Source organism: Lentisphaera profundi (genome assembly GCF_028728065.1).
Taxonomy (GTDB): Bacteria; Verrucomicrobiota; Lentisphaeria; order Lentisphaerales; family Lentisphaeraceae; genus Lentisphaera; species Lentisphaera profundi.
The window spans coordinates 1292130-1309160 of sequence record NZ_CP117812.1 but is presented as its reverse complement, the minus strand read 5'-3'; the positions used below and the strand labels follow the sequence as shown (position 1 = coordinate 1309160).

At 40.9% G+C, this 17031-nt stretch carries 11 protein-coding genes; 10 read left to right on the top strand and 1 reads right to left on the bottom strand.

What is annotated here, in order from left to right; translation table 11 throughout:
- The first annotated feature begins 206 nt into the window (after positions 1-206).
- The 9 genes from PQO03_RS16570 (at position 207) to PQO03_RS16530 (ending at position 14958) form a co-directional block, all read left to right on the top strand.
- Entirely contained in the window at positions 207-1751 is a 1545-nt protein-coding gene (locus PQO03_RS16570; protein WP_274154307.1) for a sulfatase family protein, read from the top strand.
- A gap of 211 nt (positions 1752-1962) precedes the next feature.
- Positions 1963-3531: a sialate O-acetylesterase gene (locus PQO03_RS16565; protein ID WP_274154306.1), complete on the top strand. Its 1569-nt coding sequence runs from the start codon at positions 1963-1965 to the stop codon at positions 3529-3531.
- 6 nt (positions 3532-3537) lie between these two features.
- On the top strand, positions 3538-5160 hold the full coding sequence (locus PQO03_RS16560) for a sulfatase family protein (RefSeq protein ID WP_274154305.1): 1623 nt from the start codon (positions 3538-3540) through the stop codon (positions 5158-5160).
- The gene (locus tag PQO03_RS16555) at positions 5147-6217 is read left to right on the top strand and encodes a hypothetical protein (RefSeq protein WP_274154304.1); all 1071 of its coding nucleotides are present in this window, start codon (positions 5147-5149) and stop codon (positions 6215-6217) included. Before PQO03_RS16560 ends, PQO03_RS16555 begins: the two co-directional genes overlap by 14 nt.
- Positions 6180-6740 carry a 3-keto-disaccharide hydrolase gene (locus PQO03_RS16550; protein ID WP_337993459.1) on the top strand — a complete coding sequence of 187 codons (561 nt, stop codon included), beginning with the start codon at positions 6180-6182 and terminating at the stop codon, positions 6738-6740. The genes PQO03_RS16555 and PQO03_RS16550 overlap by 38 nt, the downstream gene beginning before the upstream one ends.
- A 61-nt stretch (positions 6741-6801) precedes the next feature.
- On the top strand, positions 6802-8223 hold the full coding sequence (locus tag PQO03_RS16545; protein WP_274154303.1) for a sulfatase: 1422 nt from the start codon (positions 6802-6804) through the stop codon (positions 8221-8223).
- Between the two features lie 855 nt (positions 8224-9078).
- Positions 9079-12060, top strand: a complete 2982-nt coding sequence (locus PQO03_RS16540; protein ID WP_274154302.1) for a DUF1588 domain-containing protein — start codon at positions 9079-9081, stop codon at positions 12058-12060.
- Between the two features lie 15 nt (positions 12061-12075).
- Positions 12076-13344 carry a DUF1552 domain-containing protein gene (locus tag PQO03_RS16535; RefSeq protein WP_274154301.1) on the top strand — a complete coding sequence of 423 codons (1269 nt, stop codon included), beginning with the start codon at positions 12076-12078 and terminating at the stop codon, positions 13342-13344.
- Between the two features lie 252 nt (positions 13345-13596).
- Positions 13597-14958 carry a sulfatase family protein gene (locus PQO03_RS16530; protein WP_274154300.1) on the top strand — a complete coding sequence of 454 codons (1362 nt, stop codon included), beginning with the start codon at positions 13597-13599 and terminating at the stop codon, positions 14956-14958.
- 204 nt (positions 14959-15162) lie between these two features.
- Here PQO03_RS16530 and PQO03_RS16525 read toward each other — a convergent pair whose 3' ends face one another.
- The gene (locus PQO03_RS16525) at positions 15163-15831 is read right to left on the bottom strand and encodes a discoidin domain-containing protein (protein ID WP_274154299.1); all 669 of its coding nucleotides are present in this window, start codon (positions 15829-15831) and stop codon (positions 15163-15165) included.
- Positions 15832-16083: 252 nt separating this feature from the next.
- On the opposite strand from PQO03_RS16525, the gene PQO03_RS16520 reads away from it, so the two are divergent.
- On the top strand, positions 16084-16890 hold the full coding sequence (locus PQO03_RS16520; protein WP_274154298.1) for a type II secretion system protein: 807 nt from the start codon (positions 16084-16086) through the stop codon (positions 16888-16890).
- Positions 16891-17031 lie beyond the last annotated feature (141 nt).

The window sequence follows — 17031 nt, the reverse complement described above, 5'->3', positions numbered from 1 at the left end:
TCAAACATAATACAATAATTTTGAGCCCATTTAACTTTTAATGGACTTCAAATATGAAATCACCTAACTACAAAATCGCCTAAGCTTAGTAAGTTTAGCTTTTACATCTTTGGCGGATAGCACCTACTAAATATGATATCTAATAAAAAATCAGGCTAACTAGCTTCTCCATTTCGCACTAATTACTGGGATTTAATAAAAACAAAATGATTACTAATTTTAAAAAAAATTGTACGAGTGCTTTCCATATACAAAGCATTGTCGTATTTCTAATCTTTGGATTAACGAAGTCGCTTGTGGCAAACAGCGAAAATCCAAATATCGTATTAATTTTAGCCGATGATTTGGGTTATGGCGACCTGCAGTGTTATAACTCAAAGTCAATCATTCCCACCCCAAACCTCAATAAACTCGCTGAGCAAGGCATGCGTTTTACCGATGCCCATAGTCCATCCACAGTATGCACCCCTAGCCGTTATAGTCTACTCACGGGTAGAATGCAGTTTCGCACTGGAATGAAGGGCGTATTTACTGGAGCTGGCGGTCCCTGCCTCATAGAGGAAAAACGTTTAACTCTAGCGCAAATGCTAAAAGAAAAAGGCTATTCAACTGCCTGTATCGGCAAATGGCATATAGGTATGACTTTTTACGATAAGAATGGCAAGCGTATTACCGATCAAAGGCTGAAAGGTATCCAGCAGATTGATTACTCACGTCCTATTCCTGATGGTCCCATTAATCGTGGTTTCGATTATTTCTACGGCACCGTGAGTTGCCCAACAACTGATTACCTATATGCCTACATAGAAAATGATAGCATCCCTCTACCCCCAACAAAGGTCTTGAATCGTAGCCAGCTTCCAAAGCACGATTATAGTCACGATTGCCGAGTCGGCATGATTGCCGATAACTTTGATCATGAAGAAGTCGACATGGTATTTCTGCAAAAAAGTCAAAATTTTATCAAAAATCACGTCGAATCAAAAACAAAAAAACCTTTTTTTCTTTTTCACTCCATGCAGGCCGTCCACCTGCCCTCTTTCCCAGCTAAACAATTCCAAGGAAAAACTCAAGCTGGTCCCCATGGCGATTTCATCTTTCAAATGGACCACATCGTTGGAGAACTTATCAAGACTTTGGAAGATTGTCATGTACTCGAAAATACACTTATAATTTTCTGTAGTGATAATGGTCCCGAAGTACCCACAGCATTGAAAATGCGCTCAAGCTATCAACACGATGGTGCCGCTCCTTGGCGTGGACTCAAACGCGATCAATGGGAAGGTGGTCACCGCACACCACTCATCATCTCTTGGCCACAACAAATTAAACCTACTATAAGCAATGAACTCATATCTCTTTGCGATATTATGGCCACCAGTGCAAGCCTAGTAAACTATAAGCTACCGAAAAATAGTGCAGAAGATAGTCACGACATGTCACCTGTTTTATTCGGTACAAAAACAGGGATCAGAGAATATATGCTCACCCAAACTATTTCTTTGGATCTAGCTATTCGCAAAGGTCCTTGGAAATACCTTGACCATCCTAGTTCCGGTGGAAATAACTATAAAGGCAAACGACTCCAGCACTTAGTACCAAAAGGTATAAACATTAAAGATCCAGTTCAACTCTACAATCTTGACTCTGACCCAAAAGAAACAAGCAACCTCTATCAAGAGCATCCAGAACTTGTCAATGAATTAAAAGCCAAGCTCGAACAATTCAAAAAAAGTGGGAGAAGTAATTAAGCTTTTTTAACCAGCTCTAAACTCCCTTGAAGCACCTAAGAAGTTCATCTCATATTTGTTGAAATTCTTGCGCTATACCAAAAGCCATTCATTAATGAAACCAAGTGCTTTAAACTAAGGATTTGTTTAAGTAAATGTAACATCAAGTCATTCAAATGGTCTATTATGGCAAGCTTATGAGGCAAATCATAAATTCACTAAGGAAATAAGTATGAAATCACATTTCTATAAATTATCCCTAATTACAGGTATAATCTCTACACCTGTCTTGGCTGATATAAAACCCGCTGAACTCTTTGTCAATCATATGGTAATTCAACGTGACACTGAGGCAACGATATGGGGTACTGCGGATCCGAATGAGAAAGTCACAGTGAAGGCTAGTTGGGGGGCCGCGGGGAAGACGCTTGCTGATAAAGAAGGTAAATGGTCAGTTAAACTTCAAACTCCCCACGCCGGCGGGCCTCATAACTTATACCTCGAAGGAAACAATAAAATCGAAATTAAGGATGTGCTCTCGGGTGATGTATGGCTCTGTGCCGGTCAATCGAATATGCAAGTAACTGTTTCGAGTACCACAAACTCTAAACCAGCTATTGCTAAAGCTAATTATCCTGGTATTCGTACCTTTGTCATTGATCGCAATCCCACTAACAAAAAAACAAATGACTGCGGTGGCGAATGGAAAGTTTGTACTCCTCAGTCTATTAAGAAATTTTCTGCGGTGGGCTACTTTACAGGACGCGATCTCCATACAGATCTAAATGTTCCTATCGGATTGATTGGCTCATACTGGGGCGGAACTTATATTGAGTCTTGGACTCCATGGGAAGTGCAAAAATATGACCTCATTGCTCAGTCGCGTAAAATCCCTCTCGACAAAAAAGCTGCGTCCTACACGCCAGAAAGTGCAAAAGCCAATTATGAAAAGCAATTAGAACGTTGGAAAGACAAGGCCGCGAAAGCTAAACAAGCGAAGAAACGCGGCCCACGTAAGCCTTCATTGGCTCAAGATCCAAAACTCAATCAAAACTACCCCGCCAATTTATATAATGGTATGATTCATCCGCTTACATCTTTTGCCATTAAAGGCGCTATTTGGTACCAAGGAGAAAATAATGCAACTAGCATGGGAGATGCTGTTCATTACCGAGTCCAATTAGCTCGCATGGTGAATAGCTGGCGCCAAGCTTGGGGCATCGATTTCCCCTTTTATTCTGTACAATTACCCAACTTCAAACAAGCTCAAACTAAGCCGGTGGAAAGTGATAATATCTGGCCAGCCATCCGCGAAAGCTATGTCCTCGCCGATGGCAAAACTCCAGATATTTTTACATCTACCATGATTGACTTGGGCGAAGCTAAGGATATTCACCCTAGAAATAAGCAAGACGTGGGCAAGCGTATGGCCTCCACTATTCTCAACAAGACTTATGGTAAAAAAACCCCCACGACGCCTTTCATGAAGTCCTATGAAATAGATGGCAACAAAATCATTATCCAATTTGATTACACGGGCTCTGGTTTACTTGCCAAAGGTGGAAAACTCAAAGCTTTTGCCATTGCAGGTAAAGATCAAAAATTTGTGTGGGCAGATGCTGAGATTATCAATAAAGAGGGAGTTGATTGTCTTGTCGTAAGTTCCTCGCTTATCAAAAATCCCGTTGCGGTGCGTTACGCCTGGGCCGATAACCCCGCTGAGTGTAAGCTCTACTCTAAGGAGGGTTTTCCTGCTTCCCCCTTCCGTACAGACTCATGGTCATTGATCCCAAATAAATAACACTTTATGAGACTTACTCTTTACTTGTTTATTTTGCTATCCTGTCTTTCAGCCCTCAGCGAGAAGCAAAGACCTAATATTTTATTTATCTTCTCTGATGATCATTCGCTCCAAACTCTTGGCACTCATAAAGGGCGTATGCAAGCCTTTTTGAAAGAGCACAAGGTAACGCCAAACCTCGATCGCTTGGCCAATGAAGGAATGTATTTTGAAAATAGCTTTGTATGCAATTCCATTTGCGGCCCTAGCCGCGCCGCCATCTTAAGCGGAAAGCATAGCTCGCACAATGGCTTTTTAAGTAATGGCCACAAGTTCAATGGCGCGCAATGGACCATGCCCAAGGCTTTTCAGAAAGCCGGTTATGAGACTGTTGTTTACGGTAAATGGCACCTATCTACAACTCCCACAGGCTTTGATAGCTCATGGGTATTGCCTGGTCAGGGTAAGTACTACAATCCAGATTTCTCGATTGATGGTAAAGAAACAATTCAAAAAGAAGGTTATTGCACCGACGTCATCGTCGATATGACCTTGGATTGGCTTGAAAACAAGCGCGATAATACTAAGCCCTTCTTTCTTTGTACTTGGCAAAAAGCCCCTCATAGAACCTGGATGCCTGCGCCTCGTCACTTCAAATATCTTGATGATGTGGAAATACCTGAACCGGCTAGCCTCTTTGATAATTATGAAGGTGGACGTAATTCATCCCTAAAGAGTCAGCACATGAGTGTAAAAGATCACCTCAATATTGCCTATGATTTGAAGGTAACGGCTGAGGTCACGGAGGAAAATCTGAGTAAGATTGAAAAGGAAAGCCCAAAGACTCAATCACGAGACAATTCAACAATCAATGAATTCACCCGAATGACACCAGCTCAACGCCAAGCTTGGAATGCCCACTACGTTCCGCGCAATGAGAAATTCCGTTCACAGAATCTCAAGGATAAAGAACTCGTCCGCTGGAAGTACCAGCACTACCTCAAAGACTACCTACGCTGTATCAAAGCCCTTGATGAAAATGTTGGTCGCTTAATGGCTTGCCTAAAAGAGAACGGCTTAGATAAAAACACCATCGTCATTTATAGCTCGGACCAAGGCTTTTATAATGGTGAGCATGGTTGGTACGACAAGCGCTGGATGTATGAAGAATCCTTGCGTAACCCCTTCATCATCAAGTGGCCCGGTGTAACCAAAGCAGGATCACGAGTTCAACAAATGATTCAAAATATTGATTACGCCCCCTCTTTATTAGATTGTGCTGGCATAGAGATCCCTAAAGATGTTCAGGGCGACTCATTCAAAGCAATTCTCGAAGGAAAGTCTCCCAAGGAGTGGCGCAAGGGAATCTTGTACACTTACTATGGTAGGGGCGCTCATCGTGTGGCTTCGCATTACGGCATTCGCACTGATCGCTATAAACTCATTCACTTTCAAGATAAAAATGAATGGGAGTTCTTTGATTTAAAGAAAGATCCTGGTGAAATGCAGAATCTTTACGCTAACCCAGAGTTCGCGCCTAAGATAAAGCAGCTCAAAGCTTCGCTTGATGATTTAATAGCCCAATATGATGTTCAATTAAAAAAACCAAAAACGAACCGCAAAAAGAAGCCAAAAAATGAATCTAAATAAACGAACTCCACGGAAATATTTACAGCAAATACTTGTCGCCACACTGTGGCTCTCTTACCCTTTGCTCTCTGCCGCCTCAGCGAATACGCCTTCTTCTAGCTCTGACAAAAAAGCGACTATTGCCATTATCACAGGAGGCGATGAATATAATTCCGGCGAGATCATGAAGCCTTTCGCCAAAAAACTAGAAGATGATTTTGGCTTTAAGGTCATTTTAATTCACGATGATGCTCCTGGTATTAATGGCGACAAAGATCATGATCCAAAGCCGACTATTTTAAAAGGTGCGGCACAAATAAAAGATGCCGATCTACTCATTGTCTTTATGCGTTTTCGCAACTGGGAGCCCAAATCATTAAAATTTTTTATGGATCATTTTAATTCAGGAAAACCCGCACTCGCAATTCGTACCACGACACATGGCTTTTGGAAAGACAGAACTTTTGCTCCTGTACATTTTGGCGGTCATTATAAAACCCACAAGCATCGTTTAACAGTTGCTCAGGTCAATCCTCAGTACTTAGGACATCCCATTTTAAGGGGTGTTGATCGAAAGTTTGCCGAGCATGAAGGCCCTTATCTTTCAACTCCCCTAACCGAAGGTGCAGAGCCCTTAATTTTATCCTATGGTAGCCGTGAGAAACGTACCTCAAAGAAAAATAAGGCTTTTGATAAAATCATCGGCTCGGATAGTTTTGATTCTCCGGTGGCACCGATTGTATGGACTTTCAAGGATAAGGGTGCTCGACGCGCCATGATCACCCCCATGAGTTATCGCGCTGGTACGCAAGATTCCAAATGGGCCCAAAATATTTTTTATAACTCAGTCTTTTGGGCGCTCTCTTATGAAGTCCCCGAGGGTGGTGTTTTATCCAAAGGCAAAGATATTCGCATTGAGAAAGAAGCCAAAGCTTACCTAGTTCCTCAGCTTCAATATCCTGAAGCGCCCTCTTATTCCCTGCCACAGGGCTGGACGACTCTTTTTAATGGCCAAGATTTAAAGCAGTGGAAACACTACGATTACCTCACATCAAAAACCTGGTCTCATTCGTATTGATGCACGTGCGGCCTCTTCTAATGCCGAGGATTATAATAAGACTGGTGCGCGTTGGAAAATCGAGAATTCAGCTGTGATTGCTCGACCCGGCTATGGTGATATCATGACCACCAAGAGCTATGAGAACTATAAATTACACCTGAATTTCCTCGTTCCTGAAGAACCTGAGTGGGTCAAAAATGAATGGAAAGGTAATAGCGGAGTCTACATTCACGGTTCTTTCGAAATTGCTATTCACAATAGCTTCGGATTAGAACCTACTAAACGAACTAATGGAGCGCTTTACCGACAAGCAGCACCCATAGTCGAGGCCTCAAAAAAAGCAGGTCAATGGCAGAGCCTAGAAATCACCTGTATTAACAATACCCTAACTGTCACATTAAACGGGAAAATCATACAGGATAAAATTCTTATAAAAAAACAAACGCTCTATGGCTTTCCTGCTTCACAGAGTGGCCCGATCAGACTACAGTCCGAATGCTCCAAGGTACGATTTGCGAATATTGCGATAAAGCAATTGTAAGCTTTAGAAATTCTCGACTTGTACAAGCACGATAACAATAACCATTAATAGGCACCTAGACATGAACAAATTAAGATTAATAGAGATGATTTTTTTCTTATTCTGTAGCTTATTGAGCGCAAGTCAAAAACCTAATATCTTATTCATCATTGCCGATGACCTAAAAGCCAGTGTGCTCGGTACCTACGGAGATAAAGTCTGCAAAACTCCAAACATAGATAAACTCGCTGAACAAAGCCTGGTCTTTGACCGCGCCTATTGCCAGGGGGTCGTCTGCGGTCCGTCGCGTACTTCTTTTATGCATAGTCGCTACCGAGGTTCCATGGGAACCAACCTCGCGGAACACTTTAAAAACAATGGTTGGTACACTGCGCGTGTCGGTAAGATTTACCACATGCGAGTCCCCTACGACATTATTAATGGAACCGATGGTCAAGATATCGCGAGTTCATGGACCGAGCGTTTTAATTCTTCGGGACGGGAAGCTCATACTCCAGGAGATTACGAATGTCTCAACTTAAATATTTTTACCGACAAGTTAGAGCATCGTGAATCTACCAAGATGCCCAACAGGATGTTCGTTTCAGTAAGCTATGAAGGAGATGGTTCCGATCAACCCGATTATAAAAGTGCCAGCAAGACTATAGCACTGCTCAATGAACATAAAGATAAGCCCTTTTTTATTGCCACGGGGCTCGTTCGTCCTCATTACCCGAATGTAGCTCCAGAGCAGTACTTCACGCCCTACCCTTGGGAGAAGATAAAACTTCCAACAATACCTGAAAATGATTTAAGTGACATTCCAAATTTGGGGAAATCCAAAATCATGAATACCAATAATTCCATCGGAAAATATATTGATAATCAGAAGAAAATGTGGTCAGCTTATTATGCCACAGTGCAATTCATGGACGAACAAGTCGGTCGTATCCTAGATGAACTTGAGCGCCTGGGGCTTAAGGAAAATACCGCCATCGTTTTTTTAAGCGACCATGGTTACCACCTAGGCGAACACGGCTTTTGGCAAAAGGAAAATCTCCACGAAGAAGTAACCCGCGTTCCCCTCATGGTGTATCTACCTGGAATCAAAGCCGGGCGAACAAGCTCCATTACTGAATTAGTAGATATCTATCCAAGTTTAACAGAACTACTAGGAATTGAGACTCCACAAGAAGTTCAAGGCAAAAGTTTCCTCCCCTTATTCGAGCAAAAGAATAAAACTATTCGTACCGAAGCACTTTCACTACTAACTAACGGTAAAGGCTATTCGATTCGAACAAAAGACAACACTTATATGCGCTATAAAGATAATAGTGAGGAACTTTATGATATGAACAAGGATCCCAAACAATTTAATAACCTCGCTAAAAACCCTGAATATTCACAGCTCCTAAAGAACTTAAGAAGTCAACTCGACCTTCGACTTAAGCAAGAAGCAGTAACGATCCCACAGAAGATCAAAAAGGTAATGATTTATACGTAGCACTTGCTGTGGCTCTAATGGAGTCAAAAACACAGCGCACTTTTAAAAAATGTGTTATTCCTAGAAATATAGAAATATAGAAATATAGAAATAATAATCTGACTAATATATATATTGTACTGAGAGGGAGCAAGCGGAAGATACTTCTGCGAGACGGCCTTGGGGGGACAGCTTCATTCCACTATCCCCCAAAGCTGCTGGCCAATGGCCGAAGTATTTTCGACAGCTGCATTGTGAGCTATGGGACTAACATTAAGTCTGCCATGGGACTAAAGATTTCCCCTTATTGCTATCGGGAGGTGGCATAAAAAACCTTCGGCTGGATGAAAGTATTAAATTTCCAAAAAATACGCCGCTAGCAAACGTTTGGCTAACCCTTCTTCAACAGACGGGAATTGATATCGATACTTTCAGCCACAGTACCTATACTCGTGTAAGGAATATCAAACTCTTAGATATCCCTTGTTCACATTATATGCTTTATATAAGTCTATGATCAATAGTATAAGTCTAAGTCTGAAAATACTCAGTGGGCATTAAAAAACACGATTGCTCATAACAAGGGGCAGATCTTCTAATTGCCTACTTAAGGAGATAAAAGCTTAAAAGATGAACTCGAGAGGGACAACGCCCTTCTCGTATGCCCCGCATCATACCCCCTCTTCTATTAATCGTATTCAAAAATAAGCCAACGGTAGCTAGAATTCAGTCCTTCATTTTACTAGGATCAATATTAAATTATTTTCTTGTAACAACACACAAAAATAATTGTCTATATTTTATAATCTCCGAACCAAGCAAAAAAATACCTTCTTCGCCCATACTAATAAAAATAGAGATCTATTCAAGTAATACATGATAAAATTTAACTGTCAGCATTGCGATCAACAACTCAAGGCATTAGAAGAGTTTGCGGGCTCCGCAATTATTTGTCCAGATTGCGAGCATAGCAATGAAGTCCCTAAAGCTGAAGAAAGTTCTACGGAAGTTTTTAAATTTCATTGCCCTCTCTGTGAACAAAGGCTCAGTAGCACGGTAGATTTAATCGCTTCTGAAATTGCTTGTCCCGCATGTACTCAAATGATTTTCATCCCGGATCCCTTTAATTTAGCAAAGGCTAATCAAAGTGAACCAGTCGACGTTTTAGAAGAAAGAATTCCACCAGAAATCAAGAAAAAAATAAGTACCAAAAATAAAGCTAAAAAGCGACTGCATACTCAGCGTGGAGTCAATCCTCAACAAACAGCGCGGCGCTCAAAAGCTCGTCAAAGAGCCGTTAAAAAATCTAAAACTCCCCTTATCCTAATTTTATGTTTCATCCTTGTGGGGGGGCTTGTTGCTAGCTATTACTTGATACCTAAAAAACCTTCCGAAGTCAATACTGAATTCGCTCAAGAACTTGAGGGTAAAATCAATACTGAGCTCACTCAAGAGCATGAACTTGACGGAGTAGTCAACAATACGCTACTAGTCAACTTTTCAAAAGAAGAAACACAGGCATCGGAAAATATGATCAAAGAGTTAAAACCCTTCATGGAGAAGTACTGCTTAGATTGCCATAATGAGCAAAAACAAAAAGGCGATATCAGGCTCGATGGTTTAAATTTCTATGTCAATAATCATGAATCTGTTTATGAATGGCAAGATATCTTAGATGTCCTCAATGCTGGGGAGATGCCTCCAAAAAAGGAAACTCAACCCAAAGGGGCGGAAATCGGAGATGCTATTGCCCAAATTACCGAACGCCTCAATTTAGCGAAGCGCCGCTTGGCCTCGACTGGGGGACAGATTAAGATGCGTCATCTCAATAAGAGAGAGTATTACGCCAGTATTAAAGACTTATTTGATTATGATTTACCCAATGATTTTTTATACGATGATGCCGCCCCCGGTTTTGACACTAATGGTGCCGATCAATTTTTCACATCCGCTTCCTTAGACAACTATCTAGAAGTGGGAGAAATAATCGCAAAGCTGAATCTTCAAGGCTATACCAAAGCACTAAAAAAACCGCGTAGTACAAAGTTTGATCCTGAGATAAATAAAACAAAATTCATGAAAAAACAACTTGCTGCAAACCTCAAGCTAAAAGCTAAAGTTGATAGTGGTGCCACTTACAAAGACTTTGGCTTTAAAGATGAAGGACGTTTAATCCTTGAGAAGCGACGCATTCCAGATAGAATCGCAGAAGCAAAAGAATACCTAGCAAAACCCGAACATAAATATGGTAGCACTGGATCTCCCATATTCATTACTCATGTAGAAGCTGGAATGCACTACAAGTTTATTATCACGGCAGGTAGCCTAGAAAAAAGAAAGCAGCCCATACAAATTATGTTCAATGCTCAGTCGACTGACTATGGTAAAGTGACACTCATACCCACAAGTGATAAAAGTCAGCGTATTGAATTGCCGTTCCGAGCGGGTATCAACGATTCAAAGTTGAGGCTTAAATCCGCTCTTCTCAATCCTGAGGGAACCTATATCGACGCGGTAGAAATAAAGGGTCCCTATCCTAGCGACCCCTCATTTTCCGAACTAATATTTAAGCCTTTATTAAGCAAGAAAAATACTCGTGGTGAAGATTTCTCTAAAGCCATTACAAAATTTTCCCACAGGGCCTTTCGCCACCAAGCGGGCAATGATGAATTCATTGCTGCGATCACTGAACGCTTCAAAAAGGATCTGAGCAAAACGAAAGATCCCATAAGCGCTTTATCAAAGTCAATTTCCCTCATTCTAGCTTCCCCCTCATTCCTCTACATAGCAGAAAAAAATAATGGTTCCCGCCAAGAAATGAGTCAAAAAGAATTCGCCATCCGTCTAGCGTTCTTCTTGTGGGAAAGCCCTCCCGACGCAACCTTATACAAACTCGCTGAATCCAGGCAACTCTATAAAGAAACCGTACTTAAGCAAGAGTTTGAACGCATGCTAAAATCCGACAAAGCTGGTAAATTTTTAACGAGTTTTGTCAATCAGTGGGCGGACATCAAACGCTTTGATCAAATTGACCTTCCCAAGGAACTTCAAGGAGGGTTTTCAAAAGCGGCCCGTGCCGAACTTAGCGAATTTTTCAAAGTCTTGGTTCACGAAAACTTAGCCGCAGATAAACTCATCAGCTCGGATTTTGTGGTTATAAATCAAGCTTTAGCCACTCATTATGGCATGACTAAAGAAGCTAGTTCCCTGGGCCAAAAATTTACAAAAGTAAAGCTTGCTTCATCTAATCCACGTGGCGGCCTTTTAGGTCAGGCGGCTTTCCTAATTATGGGGACTTCTGGAGAAAGAACTTCGCCCACGATTAGGGGCACTCTTGTCAGAACCATACTACTCAATGATCCACCCCCTGAGCCTCCTGCAAATGTTCCCGAAATTGAAGAGACAAAAGATGGTGTTGTGAGCGTCAAAGAATTAGTTGAGCATCACAAGAGTTTGCCGCAATGCTCATCTTGCCACAACAAAATTGACCCCGTCGGACTTGGACTAGAGAACTTTGATCGTTTTGGCGCTTGGAGAGATAAAGAATCACTTAGGGTTGGACCCAAGAAAAAAAGAAACATGAGGTACAAGCACTACCCCCTCGACACCAATGGCTACCTCTCTGAAAATGAGCGCTTCTCCGACTTTAATGGCTTACAAAAAGCTCTTTTGAAAAATAAGCGTAAGCTAGCTGAATCGCTCTACGCATCACTTTTATCCTATGGACTCGGGCGCAATATTGAATTTATTGATCAAGAAGACATCCAAGAAAATTTAGACTCATTAAAACGCAGTAATTATCCTCTAAAGGATATGATCTTTGCGCTTGTCAATTCAAAAACTTTTAGAACGAAATAAGATGGAGATTACAAAATGATAATAAAAAATGCCATTACACGACGCTCCTTTATCAGATCCGCTTCTGCTCTGCTAGCCCTTCCCTACTTAGAGACTTTTGGAGATGAGAAAAATTCGCAAATCAAGAAAAAAATGTTATTCCTCGGTCAAGGTTATGGCTTTGTTAATAAATCCTTTTACCCAACTGAAGCGGGCAAGTTCTCTAAAATCGGTTTAAGCGAAGGTCTCCAAAATTTAAAAGAACATCAGAATGATGTGACACTCTTGGGAAATCTAGTTAACAAGGGTGTGGGCAACCCTCACTGCGGTAGTTTAACTCTGCTCACTGGCGCTGCATATTCAAGTCCAAGGGGTATCAAGAATACCGTTTCATGTGACCAAGTGGCTGCACAATACCTTTGTAAAGATACCCGTTACACATCTTATATCTTGTCCACTAAAGATGGTGGAGCAGGACATGGCGGAGGCCTCTCACTCTCTTGGGATCAGAACGGTAAACCCTTGAGTGGTCATACTGATTCCTTCAAAGCTTATTCAGCCCTCTTTGCTAGTAACGAAGATACGAAAAGTATTATGAACCGCATTGAGAAAAAACGTAGTATACTGGACGACTTGAAACTCAATGTGAAGTCCATTACAAAAAATATTTCTCTTAATGATAAAGATAAATTGGATGAGTATTTTCAAGCTATTCGCCAAATCGAACTCAAGCTAAAAAAAGAAGTCGAGTGGTCCTCTGTTGCTAAACCAAAGCCTACATTCAAGTACCCTGGCAAGGCCATGAATGGTGAAACAGAGATAAAGCTCATGTTTGACCTCATGGTTTTAGCTTTGCAAACCGAGCAGACTCGTGTCAGTTCCTACATGATGCCTTCAAGTATTTTGCTTAAAAGCATGGGGATTAAACTCAATACGCATAGCTTATCTCATTACACGGCTTCCGAAGAAAGAACTGAAGTGGCCAAAACTCGTGACGCTAAGTACATGCAACTCTATAGTTACATGATTTCTAAGTTGAAATCGACTCGAGATCGTCAAGGCCAGAGCATTTACGATTCAAGCACGCTTTGCTTTGGCACAAACCTTCGTTCCAAGCATACTATGACTGGCATGCCCATGTTTCTTACGGGTGGAGGCATCAAGAACTTGCGGCGCGGTGAAAGCCTCTTTCTTCCAAAAGATACGGCCTTACAAAATGTTTGGTTAACCCTGCTTCAGGAAAATGGCATCCCCATTAAAAATTTCAGTACGAGTACGGGTAGCTTACCCGAACTCCTAAGTTAAACCTGAATCCGTGAGCTACATTAAGTTAATCATCTTGGTCTTTCACCTTCATTGACTTACAACTTTTTTCAAAAGACCTACGGGTATTTCTGCAAAAAGTTGTAAAGTTCTGAAAATAAAATCCCTACGAGATTATTACAAAGCCAGCTCACGGATTCAGGTTAAAACCAATAATTCCTTATCTACTTCCGTAACGTTTGTTTATTTTGCTTATACACTAAGCAAAAAATTAAATAACCACTGAGACCTTACATGAAATTACTGACCAGTCTTTTACTTCTTACCTGTACCTTTTCTTGGGCAAAGGATCAGCCCACTCAAGAGCAAACGAACTTTGTTATTATTTTTCTCGACGATGCCGGCTGGGAAGATTTCCAGCCTTTTGGACAAGATCACTATCAAACACCCCATGTAAAACAACTTGCCGGAGAAGGTTCGGTCTTTTCTCAATTTTACGTTCCTCAGGCCATTTGCTCAGCTTCACGTGCGGCCCTCTTGAGTGGCTCATACCCTGGAAGAACCAAGGTCTTTGGGGCTCATGGTCCCAATGGAAAAGGTCTCCCCACTAAATTTGCGACCATCGCGGAACAGCTCAAAAAAGCCGGCTATAGCACAGCTCATTTTGGTAAATGGCATTGCGGTGATACCGAAGCGACACGTCCACTGGCTAGAGGCTTTGATGAACACGCTGGCCTGATGTATTCTAATGATATGTGGCACCTGCACCCCATGAAACCCGAGCACTGGGGAAAGTTCCCTTTGCGCTTCTGGAATAATGGAAAGATTCAAATTGAAGATATTCAGCCAAGAGACCAAAAGAAGCTCACTAAATGGGCCACAGAAAAATCTGTGGACTTTATTAAACGCCACAAGGATAAACCCTTTTTCCTCTACACGGCTCACTCCATGCCACACGTACCGCTCTATGTCAGCAAAGATTTCGAGGGCATTTCAGGTAAAGGCCTCTATGGCGATGTTGTCGCCGAACTCGATTGGTCAGTTGGTCAGATTACCAAAGCCTTAAAAGATAATGGTCTTGAAGATAACACCATGGTGATCTTTAGTTCCGATAATGGTCCCTGGGCAGGCTACGGCGATCACGCTGGTAAAACACCCTACCGCGAGGCTAAAGCCACAAGTTTTGACGGGGGCACACGCAGCCCACTCATCGTCAAGTACCCAAAAATGATCCAAGCTGGTACTCATTCAAAAAAAGTTTTTTGTTCCATAGATCTCATGCCGACAATTTTAGATCTCGGCGCTGCGCCCCACCCCGAAAATGAAATCGATGGCAAGAATATTTTAGCTTTATTAACAAATCAAAAAGGCGCAAAAAATCCCCATGATTATTATTACTTTTCTATTGGTAGAAAACTTGAAGCCATTATGAGTGCAGATGGACGTTGGAAACTCCACCTCCCACATAAATACCGTCACATCGAAATTGCGGGTAAAGATGGCTATGATGCTAAGTACTCTAGGCCGAAACAAGAACTTGCCCTCTATGATTTAAAAAATGATCCCATGGAATCAAAAAATGTGATCTCAAACTCGCCTGAACTAACTGACGAATTACGACAGGCTGCTGAAAGCTACAAAAAGAAGTTCCACTAAGCACGAATATAGTGAAAATCTAAATCGATGACTCAGTTAAGACAGCCTCACTGCCTTAGTTGAGCAAAGCTTATCATAGGTCTTGCTAGGGAGGAAGAAAACGCATTTACCTAAACAACAATAATTGTAGCCATTCCTCTCCTGCGATTAGCATCCTCCGCTTTATTAGTGGCAATTCGTAAACCTTATTAATCCCACCTAGCTCTAAATAAAAACTTTTTTTCTGACTTTTTCTATTTGGATGGGTTGCTCTGGAGAATCTTGCTCTTTATCTGAATCAAGTTCATTTTTTGATTCATCTTTAGGCTTGATTGCTTGAGCTGGTTTTGGCTCTTCAATTTCTGTTTCTACAGTCTTGTTTGGTACATCACTTTTTACTGCGCTCAATATAGAAGTTTCTCCGTTAATTTTCAGCTCTTTAATGGTGATTAACTTTGGGCCTTTATCAGTCTTCAATGTAATACGGATGTATTTTGAGGACCTTTTTTTATCCATATCAAAATAACTTGCTTTAGCATTTTGTTTTCCTTTAATTTTCTCAGGCCCCTTCCAGCCCCCTCGCGTTTTAAGTTCTAATTCTATTTCTTCCGCAAATTCATCCCCCCAAATGATTCCTAAGGAGTTTATCGTTTCAGCTTGAGAAAGGACTATAAAGATTTGCATTTTTTTGTTAAACGTTTCACTCCAGCTAGTCTCTAAGTCCCCATCCATTAGCTGAGGCACATCAATTTGCTCACCCTTTCTCATGTCGGAGTTGGCTATGACTGATAAATTTTCTGAGTACAATGGAAGCGAAAATACCAAGACTAAGATAAGGTGAAATAATTTCATTGAGAACTCTCCATTTATACATATTGAGATGATCACTTCCATTTTACTGATCATTATTAGTACAAGTTATGACCCTAGAAATGAAGTCTTGTAAATGATAGACAATGACTATTTTAAATTGTTACTCTTATTCGATATAAATAAAAATTTAAGAAAAATAAAATGATTGTTTACACCTTAATTAATCGGTCTGAAAAATATTTTTATCATGTTTTATAACACTAGATGTAGCTCTTGAAATTTTCTTTGGTTTTTATATGTAGATACTTAATATAAACGCCACGGATTATAAATATGAAAACAAATAAATTCACTCTCATTGAGCTCTTAGTTGTCGTTGCCATTATCGGTATTCTCGCGTCCTTGCTCTTACCTTCTTTAGGAAAAGCAAGAAAAAAAGGCCAAGTTGCCGTCTGCACCAGTAATTTGCGTCAAATCAATACGGCAGCTTTTCTATATCAGGATGACAGTGAGGGCTACTATCCTGCTGGTAGCTATGCCAATGGAGTTAGCTGGGATGACATGCTCAGTTCCTATGATGGACGTAACCTTACAGACGCGCAAATGAAAGCAGGCGGGATTTATGGTCCATCCGCTAGTGATCTTCCAGGAGGTGAAGAAAGTTCTCCTCTCTATCGTTGTCCTTTAGATGACAGATCAGCTGTTCAAAATCGTGTTTTAAGAACTTATTCCCATACTCAAGCATGGTATGGTCAGCAGTGGGATAATGTTTATGATAAAGGTGCTGGAATAATTGGAGCTAGATGGGATATTTTTCTTCCATTCTCTCGTTCAATAACAGACATTTCTAATCCTTCCGAAACTATTGCATTTACAGAATTAGCAGATGAAGATCAGACCGCTAGCAATGATAATAACCACCTCCGCTCTAGTCTAGGTGTCTCTTGGACTTGGACTGGTATACGTGCTGACAAACAGGAAATAGCAGTCTTATCTCATCACCCCAATAATAAATATAATTATGCTATGACTGATGGTAGTGTAAAATCAATGACTATCCTACAATCGTTAGTGAAAGGCGATGGTTCGATAGCAACTTCTTCTAATGTTTTTGGAAGTAAATGGGATGCCACAAAATAACCATTAGCGAGTTAACACATACTATTTATGAATTCTATTTTAACATATTTTGTAACGCTTTTATGTTTTCAGTGTTATATTATAGTATATAAACTTCTAAAAATTTAGCTCCTCTGAATTATTAGCCATAAGAACTCAAAT

What these genes read in the sequence shown, in the direction of transcription:
- PQO03_RS16570 (WP_274154307.1), top strand. Translation starts at nt 207, where the DNA reads ATGATTACTAATTTTAAAAAAAATTGTACGAGTGCTTTCCATATACAA.
- PQO03_RS16565 (WP_274154306.1), top strand. Translation starts at nt 1,963, where the DNA reads ATGAAATCACATTTCTATAAATTATCCCTAATTACAGGTATAATCTCT.
- PQO03_RS16560 (WP_274154305.1), top strand. Translation starts at nt 3,538, where the DNA reads ATGAGACTTACTCTTTACTTGTTTATTTTGCTATCCTGTCTTTCAGCC.
- PQO03_RS16555 (WP_274154304.1), top strand. Translation starts at nt 5,147, where the DNA reads ATGAATCTAAATAAACGAACTCCACGGAAATATTTACAGCAAATACTT.
- PQO03_RS16545 (WP_274154303.1), top strand. Translation starts at nt 6,802, where the DNA reads ATGAACAAATTAAGATTAATAGAGATGATTTTTTTCTTATTCTGTAGC.
- PQO03_RS16540 (WP_274154302.1), top strand. Translation starts at nt 9,079, where the DNA reads ATGATAAAATTTAACTGTCAGCATTGCGATCAACAACTCAAGGCATTA.
- PQO03_RS16535 (WP_274154301.1), top strand. Translation starts at nt 12,076, where the DNA reads ATGATAATAAAAAATGCCATTACACGACGCTCCTTTATCAGATCCGCT.
- PQO03_RS16530 (WP_274154300.1), top strand. Translation starts at nt 13,597, where the DNA reads ATGAAATTACTGACCAGTCTTTTACTTCTTACCTGTACCTTTTCTTGG.
- PQO03_RS16525 (WP_274154299.1), bottom strand. Translation starts at nt 15,831, where the DNA reads ATGGAAGTGATCATCTCAATATGTATAAATGGAGAGTTCTCAATGAAA.
- PQO03_RS16520 (WP_274154298.1), top strand. Translation starts at nt 16,084, where the DNA reads ATGAAAACAAATAAATTCACTCTCATTGAGCTCTTAGTTGTCGTTGCC.